Source organism: Actinoplanes sp. KI2 (assembly GCF_025630775.1).
In the GTDB taxonomy this organism is placed as follows: domain Bacteria; phylum Actinomycetota; class Actinomycetes; order Mycobacteriales; family Micromonosporaceae; genus Actinoplanes.
In genome coordinates this window covers 109676-125098 of record NZ_JAOSZE010000007.1, presented here as the reverse complement: position 1 = coordinate 125098, position 15423 = coordinate 109676, and the positions used below count along the sequence as shown (strand labels likewise).

Sequence of the window (15423 nt, the reverse complement as noted above, 5' to 3'; positions counted from 1 at the left end):
GACCTGGACGTCATGGCGGTCAGGCTAGCCCTCATCCGCCGATCTGAGGAGGCCGCCATCAGCAGAAGGTCCGCCCTGATCGGTGGCGGCGCGTCGGGCATCGGGTACGCCGCCGCGGAGTGTCTCGCCCGCGCGGGTCACGACCTCGTGCTGGTCGGCCGCCGCCGGGAAGCGCTCGACAAGGCCGCCGCCGCGCTCGCCGAACGCACCGGCGCCGAGGTCACGACCGTCGTCGCCGACCTGGCCATCGACTGCCCACCGGAGGCCGACGTGGCCGACGTGCTGGTGCTCAACGCCGGTGGCCCGGCCCCCGGCCGCATCCTGGCCGTCGACGACGCGGCCTGGCAACGGGCGTTCGACCTGCTGCTGCGCGGCCCGCTGCGGCTGGCCCGGCGGGCCCTGCCGGCGATGGCCGTACGCGGTTTCGGCCGCGTCGTCGTCGTCACCTCCACGGCCGTTCGCCAGCCACAGCCCGACCTGGCCGCAAGTGTCGTGCTCCGGGCCGCGGTCACCGGCGCCGCGAAGCTGCTGTCCCGCGAGTACGCGGACCGGGGCGTCACGGTCAACTGCGTGGCACCCGGGCCCACGGCCACCGATCGGCGGCGGGCCGTCCTCACCGCCCGCGCGGACCGCACCGGCGCCACGTACGCGGAACTGGACGCCGCCGACGTGGCGACCGTCCCGGCCGGACGCGCGGGCCGGCCCGGCGAGGTCGGCGCGGTGGTCGCCTTCCTGGCGTCGGAGGCGGCAAGTTACGTGAACGGGACCGTACTCACGGTCGACGGCGGCAGAACGGAGACACCCTGATGGCGCAGTCCGGCCCGGCCTTCGACATGGCGGACTTCCTCGATGCGATCACGGCGGCGGTACGACCCGACCGGGCGTGGCCGATCGTCGTGCACGACCACGAACTGCAGACGTTGCCCGCGGCGCAGGTGCACAACCCGAGCGAGCTGCGGATCGCCGGGACGCTGCCGACCCGCACGTTCGAGATCTTCCGGCAGACCATCCCGGCCGGGCTGAGCTCGGACATGCAGCGGCACTACCACGAGACGGTGCACTACGTGATCTCCGGTCGCGGGCACACCGAGTTGGAGGACGACGTCGAGCAGTGGGCCACCGGCGCGTTGATCTACACGCCGCCGTGGACCTGGCACCGGCACTACAACGATGCGGCGGACGAGCCGGCCGAGTTCCTCACCATCGAGAACTCGCGGCTGCTGGGGACTCTCGGCATCGCCCGCCGGCAGAGCGCGGGCCTGGCCACGGTCGGCGAGGCCCGCGCCCGATTCGGCGACCATGCGGAGCGACCATGAGCCTGCTGCCCGACCACATCAGCATCTGGGGCGAACTCGCCACCGTGGACCACGAGGTGCGGCACGTCGACGTCGGCGGATGTCGCACCCGGGTCCTGCGGGCCGGCCGCGGCCCGGACCTGATCCTGCTGCACGGCACCGGAGGCCACCTGGAGGCCTACGCCCGGGACATCGCCGGGCTCGCCGCCGATTTCCGGGTGACCGCCTACGACATGGTCGGCCACGGGTGGTCGGACACGCCCGATCACCCGTACACCATCGACGTGCTCTCCGACCACCTGATCGGGCTGATGGACGCGCTCGGCATCGAGCGGGCCCACCTGTCCGGGGAGTCACTCGGCGGCTGGGTGGTGGCGTGGACGGCCGCGTTCCGCCCGGGGCGGGTCGACCGCCTGGTGCTGAACACTCCCGGCAACATCGCGAACAAGCCCGAGGTGATGGCCCGGATGCGGGACAGCACCATGGCCGCGGTCCGCGATCCCAGCGACGAGACCGTACGTCGGCGGGTCGAGTTCCTGTTCCACCACAAGGAGATGGTCACCGACGAACTGGTGAACCTGCGTCGCGCGGTCTACCGCCGACCGGGTTTCGTGCAGGCCATCACGAACACGCTCGTGCTCCAGGATCCGCTGGTCCGCAAGCACTTCGCCTGGGGACCCGAGTGGGTCGGCAAGATCGGCGCACCGACCCTGCTGCTGTGGACCGAGCACGACCCGACCGGCGGGCTCGACGAGGCCGCGATGCTGCTGGGCTGGCTGCCGGACGCGCGATTGCACGTCATTCCCGACGCCGGCCACTGGCCGCAATGGGAGAAGGTCGGCGAATACCTCCGGGCGCACCGTGACTTCCTCCGGGACGGAAAGGACCCGTCATGAGCGAGATCGTCGGCTTCGTGGGAATGTCCCACTCGCCGTTCGCCACGCTGCTGCCGCCGGACGGCGAGGGCGAGCCCGGTGGCCGGTTCCTGTCCGACGCCGCGCGAGTGGCCGCCGCGGTCGCCGGCCTGTCACCGGACGCGGTGGTGGTGATCGGCCCCGACCATTTCCACGCCAACTTCTACGACCAGATGCCGCCGTTCGTGCTGGGCGTCGAGGCCGCCACCGGGTTCGGTGACTTCGGCAGCACCGAGGGCCCGCTGCCGATCGCGTCCGAGCTGGCCTGGGCGGTCCGCGACGGGTTGGGCGACGCCGGGTTCGACCTGTCGCTGTCCTACGCGCTGACCGTCGACCACGGCGTCGTGCAGAGCTACGAGATGACGACCGGCGGCCTCGGGATCCCGCTGGTGCCGCTGGTGCTGAACACCGCCGCGCCACCGCTGCCCGGCCTCGGCCGCTGCGTGGCGCTGGGCCGGGCACTGGGCGACGCCATCCGGCGCTGCCCCGGACCCGAACGCGTGCTGGTGGTTGCGAGCGGTGGCCTCTCACACTGGCTGCCGTCCAACGACCCGCGCGACCCGTCGGTGTCCGGCGAGCGCCGCGAGTCATTGATCCACGGCCGCGCGGACGCCCGCGCGTTCGCCGCGGCCCGGGAACCACACATCCGCGCCCTGGCCGGAAACCCGGACGCCCCCGTGAACACCGACTGGGACCGGTGGTTCCTGCGCCAACTCCACACCCTCGACCTCGACCCGATCGTCGCGCTGGGCCACGACAAGCTGGAGCACGAGGCCGGCAGCGGCGGCCACGAGGTGCGCACCTGGCTGGTCGGGCACGCGGCGGTCGAGCTTCCCCTGGTCTGGGACAGCTACGAGCCCGTCCCGGAGTGGATCACCGGCATGGGCATCGGCACCACCTTTGCCGTGCGCTGAGCCGGCATGGGCATCCGCACTACCCTTGCCGTGCGCTGAGCAGATCCAGGGCGATGTCGACGATCAGACCCTCCTGGCCGCCGACCAGGCCACGCCGGCCGGCCTCGACCAGGATCGCCCGGACGTCGACGCCGTAACGTCCGGAGGCCGACTCGGCGTGCCGGAGGAACGAGCTGTAGACGCCGGCGTACCCGAGGGTCAGTGTCTCCCGATCGACCCGCACCGGGCGGTCCTGCAACGGGCGCACCAGGTCCTCGGCCGCGTCCTGCAACGCGAACAGGTCGCAGCCGTGCTCCCAGCCGCACAGGTTCGCCACCGCCACGAACGGCTCGATCGGGCAGTTGCCGGCGCCCGCGCCCTGCCCGGCCAGCGACGCGTCGACGCGCGTGGCACCCTCCTCGACCGCCGTCATCGAGTTGGCCACCGACAGGGACAGGTTCTCGTGGGCGTGAATGCCGATCTCGGTGGCGGGATCGAGCACGTCCCGGAAGGCGCGGACCCGATCGCGGACACCGCTCATCATCAGTCGGCCGCCGGAATCGGTCACGTACACGCATCGGGCGCCGTAGGACTCCATCAGCCGGGCCTGGCCGGCGAGCGTCGCGGCGTCGGTCAGGTGACTCATCATCAGGAAGCCCGCGACGTCCATGCCGAGCTCGCGGGCGGTGGCGACGTGCTGCGCCGCCACGTTCGCCTCGGTGCAGTGGGTGGCGATACGCACGGCACGAACGCCCATCGCGTACGCCCGCTTGAGCTCTGCGATCGTGCCGATGCCCGGCAGCAGCAGGGTGGTGAGCCGGGCGCGGCGGACGGTCGCCGCCGCGACCTCGATCCACTCCCAGTCGGTGTGCGAGCCGGGGCCGTAGCTGAGGCTGCCGCCGGCCAGCCCGTCGCCGTGCGCGACCTCGATGCCGTCCACACCGGCCGCGTCGAGCGCGCCGACGATCTTCGCCACGGTGCCGGGCTCCATCCGGTGCCGCACGGCGTGCATCCCGTCCCGCAACGTCACGTCCTGGATGAACAGCCTCACCGGTTCGCCTCCGCGATGCGCTCCGCGGCGGCGACGGCCGCCGACGTCATGATGTCCAGATTTCCCGCGTACGCGGGCAGGTAGTGCCCCGCCCCCGCCACTTCCAGGAACACCGACACCTGATGGGTGACCGCGGCGTCACCGGTGAGCGTGGGCAACCGTTGCGGGACCGCGGTGATCTGGACCCGTTGCCTCAACCGGTAGCCGGGCACGTAGCCGGCGACCGCCTCGACCATCTCCTCGACCGCGTGACCGATCCGGGCGCGGGTGGCCTCCCCCGGCGCATCGACCAGACACAGCACCGTGTCCCGCATGATCAAGGGCGGCTCGGCCGGGTTCAGCACGATGATCGCCTTACCCCGGGCCGCACCACCGACCTTCTCGATCGCGTGCGCGGTGGTGGCGGTGAACTCGTCGATGTTGGCGCGGGTGCCCGGCCCCGCCGACCTCGACGCGATCGACGCGACGATCTCCGCGTAGGGCACCGGGGCGACCCGGGACACGGCCGCCACGATCGGAATCGTCGCCTGCCCGCCGCAGGTCACCATGTTGAGGTTGCGGGCAGGCAGCACCGAGTCCAGGTTGACCGCCGGAACCACATAGGGCCCGATGGCGGCCGGCGTCAGATCCACCATCGTCTTGCCGTACGGGCTCAGCTTCGCGTCGTTGACGACGTGCGAGCGCGCCGAGGTGGCGTCGAGGACGATCTCGATGTCGGCGAAGCCGTCCATGGCGATCAGCCCGTCCACGCCGTCCGCGGTCGTGGGCACGCCGAGCCGGGCGGCCCGCGCCAGCCCGTCCGAGGCCGGGTCGATGCCGACCATCGCGGCCATCTCCAGCCGCTCCGACAGCCGCACCAGCTTGATCATCAGGTCGGTGCCGATGTTGCCCGGACCGATCACCGCGACCTTCGTACGCATCAGCAGTCCGCGAATCGGGCCGAGACCGTGCCGAGGCCGGTCAACGTGGCCGTGACCGTGGTGCCGGGGACCACGGGAACCATCGGGCCCAGCGCCCCGGAGAGCACCAACTGCCCGGCCCGTAACGGATCGCCCAGCTCGAGCGCCGCCCCGGCCAGCCACGCCAGTGCGGCGAGGGGGTCGCCGAGGCACGCGGCTCCGGACCCCTTCGCGACCATCCGGCCGTCGACGCTGAGCTCCATCTCGATGTCCGCCGGCCGCACCTCGTCGAGCCGAGCCCGGCCCGCGCCCAGCACGAACAGGCCACTCGACGCGTTGTCGGCGATGGTGTCCGCGATCGTGATGTCCCAGCCGGCGATCCGGCTGTCCACGATCTCCAGGGCCGGCGCCATCGCGTCCACGGCCGCGAGCACGCCCTCCAGGGCGATCTCGCCGCCGAGGTCGGCGCCGAGCAGGAACGCCACCTCGGCCTCGATCCGCGGTTGCAGCAGCCCGCCGACCGGCACCGGATCCACTCCGGTCACGTCCATGTCGTCGAAGAGCACCCCGAAGTCCGGGCGGTCGACACCCAACTGCCGCTGCACGGCCGCCGAGGTGAGACCGACCTTGTGCCCGACGACCCGCGCGCTGCGCCGCCGCACCGCGACCACCTCCTGCTGGACGGCGTACGCGGCGGCGATGTCGTCCGCGCCGATCAGGTCCCGGACGGGGGCACAGGGTGACGCGCTCCGGGCTGCCTCGAGCAGCCGTCGCGCCGCAGGTGACGTCATGCGGGCCACGATCCCGCCGCGGCATCGGCAGCACCATCGCGGAGTTCCGCTATCCGGAACCATCCGGGTCTACGCTATCCGGAACCATCCGGGTCGAGCAGGAAGGCCTGGCGGGCCAGGGTCGCCGCGATGCCACCGGCCGCGGCCTTGACCGCGTCGACGTACCGACGCGGGTGGAACCGGTCCGCGGGCCCCGCCACACTCACCGCCGCCACCGCGACGGCATCGTCGTCCAGCACCGGCGCGCCGATACAGACGATGCCGACCGCCGACTCCTCGGCCTCGAACGCGACCCCCGTACGCATCGCCTCGTCGAGCTGGCGGCGCAGGATCGACGCCGAGGTCACCGTCCGCGGCGCCAGGCGCGGCAGCGGCGCAGCGAGCACCTGCGCCCGAACCTGCTCGGGAGCGAACGCCAGCAATGCCTTGCCGATCGCCGTCGCGTGCAGCGGCAGCCGCCCACCCAGCCGCGACGGCGCCCGCGCCTGGCGGTGCCCGCCCACCTTCGCGACGTAGACGACCTCCGTGCCCTCCCGCAGACCCAGGTGGACGGTCTCGTGGGTGCGCTCGTAGAGGTCCTCCAGGAACGGTGTGGCCACCTCGAGCAGGCTCCGCTCCACCGAGGCACGCATCCCGAGCGTGAAGAGGTGGCTGCTGAGATGGAACCGGCCGGACGCCCGGTCGAGCAGTCGCGCCTCGACCATCTCCTGGGTCAACCGGTGCAGGGTCGACTTCGCCAGCCCGGTGCGCCGCTGCAACTCGGCGAATTTCACACCGCGGTCCTCGGGAGTGAATGCATCCAGGATCATCGACACCTTCCCGATGACCGACATGGCGAAAGCCTAGTCCGGGCCCGGCCGTCTCAGCGGCGTAGATCCCAGCGGAAGACCCGGGTGGCCACCGCGACCGCCGCCACGGCCGTGCCGAGCAGCAGCGCCACCGCGATCAGCGAGCCGCCCGAGCCGGGAACCCGCCACGCGATCCGGGTCAGCTGGGTGATCGCCGCTCCGGGCAGCAGCGTCATCGCCCAGCCCACCTCGGCCGGCGGGGTGCGGGCCGCCCACAACGCGCCACCGAGGAACGCCAGCGCGATCGGCGTGGTCGTCAGCTGCGCCAACTCGGGCGCCGAGGTGAAGGCCGCGGTCAGGGCGGCCAGCGCGCAGGCCACCAGGATTCCGGCCAGCACGGCCAGCAGCAGCGGGCCGTGCCGGACCCCGCGCAGGTCGAGGGCGACGGACAGCAGCAGCGCCTGGGCCAGGGTCAGCGCCGCGGGCGGGGTCAGGGCGGCGGCCAGGATCGCCGGGTCGGAGGCGCCGCTGCCGCGCAGCCGGCGCAGCACGTTCTGCTGCCGGCGGGACGCCAGGGTGGTGGTGCCGGAGACGTACGCGGTGAGCGTGATCAGCGTGACCAGCAGCAACCCGGCAGCCGTTCCCGGACCGGCCCGCCCGGTGTCCGCCTCCGCCCACAGGATCAGCCCGCCGAGCGCCAGCGGCAGCACCGCGCCCATCGACAGCGTGAACGCGCTGCGGCGCAGCATGGTGAACTCGGCGCCGGCGAGCAGCAGCCAGGCCCTCATCGCAGCACCCCGCCGTCCATCACCACGGTGCGGTCGGCCGACCCTTCCGTCTCCTCCGGATGGTGGGTGCTGACCAGGATCGACGTACCCGCGTCGCGGTGTTCCCGAAGCAGCTTCCAGGTCCGCGCCCGGGAGTACGGGTCGAGCCCGGAGGTCGGCTCGTCGAGCAGCAACAGCCGCGGCCGTCCGCACAGGGCGACGGCCAGATCCAGGCGCCGCCGTTCGCCGCCGGACAGCTGCCGTACCCGCATCCCGGCCCGGTGCTCCAGGTCCACCGCGCCCAGCAGTTCCGCGCCGACCGGACGGCGGTGCAGGCGCAGCCACAACCGCAGCGTCTCGGCCACGGTGAGATCCGGTGCCAGGCCGCTGTCCTGCGGCACCACGCCCACCTCGGTGGCGAGGCGGCGGCGTTCGGCGTAGGGATCCCGGCCCAGCACGCGGACCGTGCCACCGGCCGGCCGCCGGTGTCCGAGCAGCAGCTCCATGGTGGTGGTCTTCCCGGCGCCGTTCACACCCACCAGGGCGACCATCTCTCCGGCGGAAACTTCAAGGTCAACACCGCGGGGACCGTACGCGAACCGCAGGCCCCGGCACGAAACAGCGTTCATGCCGTCGACTATCAGCGCCGGGCCGCCGGGGTCGTAGTGTCAGGCCCACACGAGCCCGAATGACAGATGTCATCAACTTTCGCGTCCCGGCCGCATCGAACCGCATCATGGTGGCGTGACATCCCTGCGCCGCCTCAACTGGTACACCCTGCTCGCCTGCCTGACCGGCGTCGTGCTGCTCACCGTGATCCAACCGGGGACCACCGCCGCGCGGGCCGCCGTGTTCGCCGTGGTGGTCCCGGTGTGCGTGGTCGCCGGCCGGCTGCTGGCCGTGCCGGTGCTCGGCACGCCACCGCCGCCGACCGCCATGACGATCATCGCCGCCCTGGCCGCGGCCGGGTTGCTGCTGTACTCGCGGATCACCGGCGAGGGCGGATTCCCGTGGGTGCTGCCGCTGGCCGTCGTGCTCGCGGGTGTCCCCCGGCCGGCCTGGAGGCTGTGGCCGGCCGGAGCGGCGCTGGCGTTCGCCGCCTCCCTGGCCGGCGGCCGGCACCTCGGCGGCGCCCTCTCCGACCTGGCCGTCACCGCGCTGTGCACCGCCGGGGTCTACGCCCAGCTCTGGATGTGCGCCGTCGCGGACCGCCTCGACCGGGCCCGGCACACCGAGCGGACCACCGCGGTCACCGGCGAGCGCCGCCGCTTCGCCGCCGAACTGCACGACATCCAGGGCCACAACCTCCAGGTCATCGCGTTGAAGAGTGAACTGGCCGAGCGGCTGGCCGGCACCGACCCGGCCCGCGCCGCCGAACAGATGCGCGAGGTGCAAGAGCTGGCCCGGCAGGCGCTGGGCGACACCCGGGAACTGGTCCGCGGCTACCGGGCGGTGTCCCTGGACACCGAGATCGCCAACGCGGCCCGGGTCCTCGACGCCGCCGGGATCCGGTCATCGATCTCGCTGCCGCCGGATCCGCCGGTCCTCCCGCCGGCCGTGGAGAACCTGCTCGGCCTGGTCGTGCGCGAGTGCACCACGAATGTGCTGCGGCACAGCACCGCCGCCCGCTGCGAGATCGCGTTGACCGGCGACGTGGCACTGCGTTTCGTCAACGACAACCCGTTCGACGGCCCGGACGGACCTGCGGGCGGCCTGGCCGGGCTCCGCGACCGGCTCACGGCCGCCGGTGGCAGCCTGCGATTCCGGCGTACGGACGGCGAGTTCACCGTGACGGCGGCCCTGCCGATGGCGGTGGTTCGGTGATCCGGCTGCTTCTCGCCGACGACGAGGGCCTGATCCGGGGCGCTCTCGCCGCCCTGCTCGCCCTGGAACCGGACCTGACCGTGGTGGGTGAGGCCGCCGACAGCGTGACCGCCGTCGAGGTGGCCCGGCGCGAGCGCTCCGACCTCGCGATCCTCGACCTGGAGATGCCGCCCGGTGACGGTTTGCGGGCGGCCACCGAGATCCGGTCGAGACTCGACATCCCGGTGGTCCTGGTGACCCGGCACGCCCGCCCGGCCGTGCTGCGCCGCGCGCTGGCCGCCGGCGTCGCCGGTTTCGTCCCGAAGACCACCCCGGCCGCTCGCCTCGCCGAGATCATCCGGGCGGTTCACTCCGGTCGCCGCTACGTGGACCCGGAGATCGCGGCGAGCGCCCTGACCGAGGACGAGTGCCCCCTCACCGACCGTGAACTGGAGATCCTGGCCGTGGTCCGCGGTGGTGCCCCGATCGCCGAGGTGGCCGCCACCGTGCACCTGGCCCCCGGCACGGTCCGCAACTACCTTTCCGCCGCGATGGCCAAGCTCGGCGCCGACACCCGGCACGCGGCCGCTCACCACGCCTGGCAGCAGGGCTGGATCTGAGCCTTTCAACTCCGGTACGCCTGCCTCACCTCCGGGATCGAGCGCCTACGCCGGCCGGGGCCGCGCGGTCACAGCGTCGCGGCCAGCTTCTGCAGCTCGGCGGACGCGTTGACGAGCACCGGTTCGCCGTGGCCGGGCAGGATCGCCTTGATGTCCATCGTCGCCAATTTCTTCACCGACGTGGCGGCTTTCGCCTCGTCGGTCGTGTACTGCGGGTCGGAGCCGGTCAGCGAGCCGCTGTTGGTGCGCAGCGCGTCGCCGGAGACGAGCACCCCGTTCGAGGGATCGAACACCGAGATGTGCCCGAGCGTGTGCCCCGGGGTGTCGATGATCTGCAAGCCTAACACCTCGTCACCCTGCTTCACCGGCTTGAGCCGGGCGTCGGTGATGATCGAGGCGACGTCCAGGACGCCCGCGTAGAACGAGGCCGTCACGACCTTGGACACCTCGTTGAGGCCACCCACGTGGTCGTCGTGCTGGTGGGTGAGGATCACGTGCTTGACGGCGGCCCAATTCTGCCCCGCCGCCTTGAGCCCCTCCTCGATGGATGCCTCGGAGCCGGGCGTGCCAAGGTCGACGACGGCGACCTCCTTGCCACGGACCAGCAGGTACGCGGAGACGTAGGACATGTCGACCCGTTTCCAGCCGCCGATGTCGGCGGGGCCGGGTGCCGGGGTGGACGAGGAGCCCGACGGGGAGTTCGGCGAGTCGTCCGCGCACCCCGCCAGGGTGTTGACCACGGCCACGCCGAGCACACCGGCTCCGGCCGTGAAGAACAGGCCGCGTCGGGTCAGTCTGACATCGCTCATGCCGCATTCTCCCCACACAGGCTGCACGGGAAGCCGTAGCCGCAACCACCGCCGCCGAAGTTCGCCAAGGTCTGATCGGTGGCGTCTTCCTGCCGTCGCCGTCGACGCTCGACGACGGTAGCACCGTTGCCGGCGTCACGTTCGATGTGACGCGAGCACCGGTGCACGCGCGGCTCCTGTCGCGGCAGACTGGCACCGTGGCGAACATCTTGATCACCGGTGCCTCGGACGGGCTGGGGCGGGCGCTGGCGAGCGAGCTGGCCGGGGCGGGGCACCAGCTCATCGTCCACGGCCGTGACCCCGGGCGGCTGGCCGGCGTCGCCCAGGAGACCGGCGCCGTGGCCATCCGCGCTGATCTGTCCTCCCTCGACGAGGTACGCGGGCTCGCGGCCCAGGTCGCCGACCACGCCGCCCGGCTCGACGTGCTGGTCAACAACGCCGGCGTGGGGTTCGGCGCGCCGGGTGCCGGCCGGGAACTGTCCCGCGACGGGTACGAGTTGCGCTTCGCGGTCAACTACCTGGCGCCGTACCTGCTGACCAGGCTGCTGCTGCCGGCGCTGCGCCGGTCCGGTTCCGCCCGGGTCGTCAACGTCGCGTCGGCCGGGCAGCGTCCGGTCGACCTCGATGACCTGATGATGCAACGGGAGTACGACGGGGTCGAGGCGTACCGAAGGTCCAAGCTGGCGCTGATCGCGCACACCTTCGACCTCGCCGACGAACTGGCCGGTACCGGCGTCACCGCCAACTGCCTGCACCCGGCCTCCCTGATGCCGACCACGATGGTGCGCGAGTCCCGCTACGGCACCATCGACTCGCTGGAGCAAGGGCTGCACGCGACGCTGCGCCTGGTCACCGACCCTGACCTCGACGGCGTGACCGGTCGATACTTCAACGGCACGCAACCCGCGCGGGCCCTTGACCAGGCTCACGACCAGGCGTTCCGCGCCCGGCTGCGGGAGCGCACCGAGGCGCTGCTGCTCGCACGGCAGTCACCGTGACCGGCACCACGGCCGCGATGGTGGCCGGGCCGATCTTGGAGGCTTTACGCGTCCAAGATCTCGTTGGGTACGCCGAGCAGCGTCCGGAACTCGGCCCACTCCTCGAACGGGAAGCTGTCGTGGTCGGCGTTGCGCCGCGAGTAGCAGGGGTACTCGCCGCCGAAGACCCAGCCGTGCTCCGGGCTGCGCCGCCACGCGTAGTCGTCCTCCGGCGCGGCCAGCAGTAGCCGCGCCGCCATGCGGTCGGCCTCCGCGTCCCGGAATACGCCCAGGCGGGTGAACATGCCCGCCATCAGCTGCCGCCCGGCGGCCAGCCGTTCCTCGTCGCCCGCGCCGTGCCCGACGAAGTGGGCCAACAGCAGCATCGCCAGCTCCGGCGGGATCGGCTGCCGGTCGGCGTCGGCGGCCATCCGCTGGACCACCGCCCCCACCTCCTCCCAGCGCAGGCACCACGGGGACCAGCGCGCCTGGTCCCAGTGGCCCAACTCGTGGAACAAATGGGTCTCGTAGTCGTCGCCGAGTGCGGCGTACTCGTCGTCGTCGCATTCGTCGAGCTCGTCGTTGTGCAACGTCTCCAGGCGCAGCTCGAACACGCTGACGTCGAAGAACAGCCGCAGGCGCAGCAGCCACGGGCTGCGGGCGGGCAAACCCAGCCGCACGTCGTCGCCGATCAGCTCGGCGATCCGCTCGCTCTCGCCGCTGAGGTCGAAGCCGTTCTCCTCGTCGAACAGGTAGCAGCGCCAGAACTCGGGCGTGCGCATGGTCTCGATCAATGTCTCGTACGGGCTGCCCGCCATGGACCCGGCTCCCTCCGCCACGACCTGCGAGGCTAGTACGACCCCACCAGCCGGCCGACACCAGCGGCCTCGCCTACGGGAGCTCGACGACTGCCTCGTGGTCATCTGCCGGGAGGTCGCCGTCGGTGACCGCGGTGACGGCCATGTCGACCAGGACCGCCGTTCCCGACAGCACCGTGCCGAAGGCCACGTCTGCCGCGTCGCGGCCGGTCGCCACGCGGACCAAGGACTGGCGCGGGGCGAGTCGGGTGGCGTCCCACACGAGCCATTCGTCGCCGAGCGCGGTCTCCGCGACCAGGTGAAAGTCCATCGGATCGAGGCCGGGCGCGTACACGGCGGCGACGCGTGCCGGTACGCCGACGGCACGGCACAGGGCGGCGGTGAGGTGGGCGTAGTCGCGGCACACCCCGCGCCCGGCCAGCAAGGTGTCGATCGCATCGGTCGTCGGGCCGGTCGCCGCCGCGTCGTACGTCAGCGAATGATGGACATCGGCGACGATCGCCCGGACGGTCGCGAGTTCGTCGGCGCGGCGGTAGCGGGCGGCGTAGCCACCGAGCCGGTCCGATGGGCAGTAGCGGCTTGGGCGCATCGCTACGATCCGGTCCAAACCCGTCGGTGCCGCGGGCCGCGGCGCCGGGCTCGGGCCGTTGCTGGTGTATGTGACGACCAACTGCCCGGGCCCGCAGGCCACCAGGTGCGTCCGCCCACCCAGCGGCCCGCCGGAGCCCGCCACCTCGGTGATTCCGACCGGGGTGCCGTCGAGCGTCGCGTCCAGCGCTTCGCCGCCGGCCCGGCCCGCCGCCGCGATCTGCCACGCGATCACCGCCGGAGCCGCGATGTCGTACGTCAGCGTCGCCCCCACGCCCGGTACCCACATGCGCCCATTGTCACCGTCCGACGTTTCCGATCGGCACGCTGTGACACCCAAAAAATGACCGCTCGTCAGACCGGGCGGGGCGAAGGGTCGACGGTCAGGGCCAGGATGGCGACGTCGTCACTTCGGGGCGTGGGTCCGACGTCGGCACCGAGGATGTGCTCGACCAACGCCTCCGGGTCGTCGGTGGGCGCCGCGCCAACCGCTTCGCACAGGTCGGCAAGTCCCTGGTCCACGGTGTACCGGCGGTCCTCGATCAGCCCGTCGGTGTAGAGCACCAGACTGCAACCGGGCGGCAGCGCGAACACGTGGTCGGTGTATTCCGCGTGTCGGATGCCCAGGGGCGGCCCGACCCGCAACGGCAGCGGGCGGGCCACGCCGTCGGCCCGCAGGAGCGGGGGCGGGTGTCCGGCAAGGACGGCGGTGGCGGTGCCGCCCTGCAGGTCCAGCTCGAGGTAGCAGCACGTCGCCATGGCGTGCGGCTCGTACCGGGCCAGGTGGGCGCTCGCGCGGCGCAGGACCTCGGCCGGGTGGTAGCCGTCGGCGGCGTACGCGCGCAGGGCGCTGCGCAGCTGGCCCATGACGGCCGCGGCCTGCGGGCTGTGCCCGGCGACGTCACCGATGACTATCACGGCCCGCCGTGGGGCGATCTGGATCACGTCGTACCAGTCCCCGCCGACCTCGGCGCCCTCGGTCCACGGCAGGTAGCGCACCGCGTGCCGGGCGCCCGGCAGGGTGGGCAGCACGGCGGGCAGCAACGCCCGTTGCAGGTCGGCGGCGATCGACATCTGCGCCCGGTACAGCAGGGCACGCTGCAGGGCCTGGGCGGCCAACCGGCTGAACGCGGTCAGGTTCGCGCGTTCGGCCGGGTCGAACTCGCGGGGTTCCCGGTAGCCGATCACCAGCGTGCCGAGCACCTGCCCGGCGGTGCTCAGCGGCAGGAACGCCCAGGCTGCTCGGCTGCCGCCGGACACCGCGACCGCGGGGTCGGGCTGCGCCGCCGCGAACTCCTGCGGCGAGCAAAGGTATCGGGCGTCTCCGGTGGCCGCGACCGCGGTCGCCGGGTACGGGTGCGACATCGGAAGTGCCCGCAGCTGCTCGACCACGTGCTGCTCGTACCCGGCGTGATAGTGCAGCACGAGCCGGTCGTTGTCGATGAGCAGCACGGCCAGGCCGTGACCACCGGCGGAGGGCCGCAGCACCGTGCCCATCGCCTGGTACACCTCGTCCGGCGTGCTGGCCGCCGCGAGCGCGGCGGTCACCGTCTGCAACGCGCTGGTACGCTCCGCCGCTGCCTGCGCCTGCGCGGCGGTGTGTCGCAGTTCCCGTTCGCGGTCGACCTGTTCGGTGATGTCCCGGTACGACACCGCGACGTATCCGGCGTCGATCGAGACCGCCTTGAGCTCCCAGACCTGCGCCATGTCCGGCGCGACGAGCTGATCGTGCCACGGTTCCCCCGTCTGCGCGACGGTCACGAGATTCGCCAGCAGGGCGGCCTCCGCGGCGTTGCCGGCCGGGTCGCCGATCCGCTTGCCGACGAGGTCCTCCACGCTGCGCCCGGCCAGCTTGGCGCCGATCTGGTTGACGTACTCCTGAACGAAGTCGACGACCTGGCCGGTGTCGTCGCGGACCGGGCGCAGCAGGGCGAACCCGTCGAACGCGGCGTCGAGCGCGTCGTACAGCCGGGTTCCGCCGTCGGTCTGCGACCCCATAGTCAACTTGCTCAGGTCGACGAACCGGGCCACGAACCCGTCGCCGAAGGGCACCAGCCGGATCTCGAAATGCCCGGCCAGGCTGGCCCGGTCGTAGTACACCGTGCGGGCTTCGGGCACCCGCTCCTGCACCACCCGCCGGTACAGCGACAGCGTGCCGTCGGTCACCGTCTCCGGCCACAACTGCCGATAGGTACGCCCGAGCAGCTGCTCCGGCGGCCGCTGCAGGAACCGGCAACCCGCCTCGTTCAGGTACACCAGCCGGAAATCGACGATCTCCCCGTCCTCGCCCCGGATCGCCGTTGCCAGCGCGCAGCCGTGCGGATCAGCGTCCAGCAAGGCGAACAGCTCACCCTGCGACGGCTGCCCGGGCTGCCCGCGGCGGGCCATCAACCCGCCTCGCCCCCGCCGG

17 protein-coding genes are annotated in these 15423 nt (G+C 72.5%); 7 read left to right on the top strand and 10 right to left on the bottom strand.

What is annotated here, in order from left to right; translation table 11 throughout:
* The first annotated feature begins 12 nt into the window (after positions 1-12).
* The 4 genes from ODJ79_RS09300 to ODJ79_RS09285 are packed head-to-tail and all read left to right on the top strand — an operon-like array spanning position 13 to position 3123.
* Complete coding sequence (locus tag ODJ79_RS09300) at positions 13-807, top strand: SDR family oxidoreductase (RefSeq protein WP_263022937.1); 795 nt, start codon at positions 13-15, stop codon at positions 805-807.
* On the top strand, positions 807-1316 hold the full coding sequence (locus ODJ79_RS09295) for a cupin domain-containing protein (protein WP_263022936.1): 510 nt from the start codon (positions 807-809) through the stop codon (positions 1314-1316). The genes ODJ79_RS09300 and ODJ79_RS09295 overlap by 1 nt, the downstream gene beginning before the upstream one ends.
* On the top strand, positions 1313-2191 hold the full coding sequence (locus ODJ79_RS09290; protein WP_263022935.1) for an alpha/beta fold hydrolase: 879 nt from the start codon (positions 1313-1315) through the stop codon (positions 2189-2191). Before ODJ79_RS09295 ends, ODJ79_RS09290 begins: the two co-directional genes overlap by 4 nt.
* Positions 2188-3123, top strand: a complete 936-nt coding sequence (locus tag ODJ79_RS09285) for a 2,3-dihydroxyphenylpropionate 1,2-dioxygenase (RefSeq protein ID WP_263022934.1) — start codon at positions 2188-2190, stop codon at positions 3121-3123. The genes ODJ79_RS09290 and ODJ79_RS09285 overlap by 4 nt, the downstream gene beginning before the upstream one ends.
* Positions 3124-3142: 19 nt before the next feature.
* Here the strand turns inward: ODJ79_RS09285 and dmpG are convergent, their stop codons facing one another.
* From dmpG to ODJ79_RS09255, 6 genes are all read right to left on the bottom strand, one after another.
* Positions 3143-4153, bottom strand: coding sequence for a 4-hydroxy-2-oxovalerate aldolase (gene dmpG, locus ODJ79_RS09280; protein ID WP_263022933.1), 1011 nt, complete (start codon positions 4151-4153; stop codon positions 3143-3145).
* Positions 4150-5073, bottom strand: coding sequence for an acetaldehyde dehydrogenase (acetylating) (locus ODJ79_RS09275; protein ID WP_263022932.1), 924 nt, complete (start codon positions 5071-5073; stop codon positions 4150-4152). Before ODJ79_RS09275 ends, dmpG begins: the two co-directional genes overlap by 4 nt.
* On the bottom strand, positions 5073-5843 hold the full coding sequence (locus ODJ79_RS09270; protein ID WP_263022931.1) for a 2-keto-4-pentenoate hydratase: 771 nt from the start codon (positions 5841-5843) through the stop codon (positions 5073-5075). The genes ODJ79_RS09275 and ODJ79_RS09270 overlap by 1 nt, the downstream gene beginning before the upstream one ends.
* Before the next feature lie 74 nt (positions 5844-5917).
* Positions 5918-6676, bottom strand: a complete 759-nt coding sequence (locus tag ODJ79_RS09265; protein WP_263022930.1) for an IclR family transcriptional regulator — start codon at positions 6674-6676, stop codon at positions 5918-5920.
* Between the two features lie 29 nt (positions 6677-6705).
* Entirely contained in the window at positions 6706-7419 is a 714-nt protein-coding gene (locus ODJ79_RS09260; RefSeq protein WP_263022929.1) for an ABC transporter permease, read from the bottom strand.
* Complete coding sequence (locus ODJ79_RS09255; protein ID WP_263022928.1) at positions 7416-8027, bottom strand: ABC transporter ATP-binding protein; 612 nt, start codon at positions 8025-8027, stop codon at positions 7416-7418. Before ODJ79_RS09255 ends, ODJ79_RS09260 begins: the two co-directional genes overlap by 4 nt.
* A gap of 115 nt (positions 8028-8142) precedes the next feature.
* On the opposite strand from ODJ79_RS09255, the gene ODJ79_RS09250 reads away from it, so the two are divergent.
* A complete protein-coding gene (locus ODJ79_RS09250) occupies positions 8143-9222 on the top strand; it encodes a sensor histidine kinase (protein WP_263022927.1) in 1080 nt (359 codons plus the stop codon).
* Positions 9219-9821, top strand: coding sequence for a DNA-binding response regulator (locus tag ODJ79_RS09245; protein WP_263022926.1), 603 nt, complete (start codon positions 9219-9221; stop codon positions 9819-9821). Before ODJ79_RS09250 ends, ODJ79_RS09245 begins: the two co-directional genes overlap by 4 nt.
* Before the next feature lie 68 nt (positions 9822-9889).
* On the opposite strand, the gene ODJ79_RS09240 is transcribed toward ODJ79_RS09245, so the two are convergent.
* The gene (locus ODJ79_RS09240) at positions 9890-10630 is read right to left on the bottom strand and encodes an MBL fold metallo-hydrolase (protein WP_263022925.1); all 741 of its coding nucleotides are present in this window, start codon (positions 10628-10630) and stop codon (positions 9890-9892) included.
* Between the two features lie 197 nt (positions 10631-10827).
* Here ODJ79_RS09240 and ODJ79_RS09235 point away from each other — a divergent pair, with 197 nt between their 5' ends.
* The gene (locus tag ODJ79_RS09235) at positions 10828-11628 is read left to right on the top strand and encodes an SDR family NAD(P)-dependent oxidoreductase (RefSeq protein ID WP_263022924.1); all 801 of its coding nucleotides are present in this window, start codon (positions 10828-10830) and stop codon (positions 11626-11628) included.
* A 44-nt stretch (positions 11629-11672) separates the two neighbouring features.
* Here the strand turns inward: ODJ79_RS09235 and ODJ79_RS09230 are convergent, their stop codons facing one another.
* From ODJ79_RS09230 to ODJ79_RS09220, 3 genes are all read right to left on the bottom strand, one after another.
* Entirely contained in the window at positions 11673-12425 is a 753-nt protein-coding gene (locus ODJ79_RS09230) for a hypothetical protein (RefSeq protein WP_263022923.1), read from the bottom strand.
* 73 nt (positions 12426-12498) lie between these two features.
* The gene (locus tag ODJ79_RS09225) at positions 12499-13302 is read right to left on the bottom strand and encodes a transglutaminase-like domain-containing protein (protein ID WP_263022922.1); all 804 of its coding nucleotides are present in this window, start codon (positions 13300-13302) and stop codon (positions 12499-12501) included.
* 65 nt (positions 13303-13367) lie between these two features.
* On the bottom strand, positions 13368-15401 hold the full coding sequence (locus tag ODJ79_RS09220) for a SpoIIE family protein phosphatase (protein WP_263022921.1): 2034 nt from the start codon (positions 15399-15401) through the stop codon (positions 13368-13370).
* Positions 15402-15423 lie beyond the last annotated feature (22 nt).